Origin of the sequence: uncultured Jannaschia sp., from assembly GCF_947494025.1 — a bacterium.
Taxonomy (GTDB): domain Bacteria; phylum Pseudomonadota; class Alphaproteobacteria; order Rhodobacterales; family Rhodobacteraceae; genus Jannaschia.
Map to the genome: position 1 here is coordinate 1 of NZ_CANLTQ010000213.1, position 203 is coordinate 203.

The window sequence follows — 203 nt, forward strand, 5'->3', positions numbered from 1 at the left end:
TCCGACAGTAGCGCTTGGAGGATGGCATGATCGGCAGTCGGACCCGCGATCAGCTCGAGTTCTTCGTCTGCGGCTCGTTGCGTGAGCTCGTTCCCGACGAGCACATCCTTGCCCGCGTCGACCAGGTCCTCGACCTCAGCTGGCTGCGTGGCGAGGTGGCCGATCTCTATGCGTCTGGTGTCGGTCGGCCAGGGATCGATCCG

At 64.5% G+C, this 203-nt stretch carries 1 pseudogene; it reads left to right on the forward strand.

What is annotated here, in order from left to right:
* Positions 1–26 precede the first annotated feature (26 nt).
* Positions 27–203: pseudogene (locus tag Q1B08_RS21940) on the forward strand (IS5/IS1182 family transposase); the annotation flags it as partial.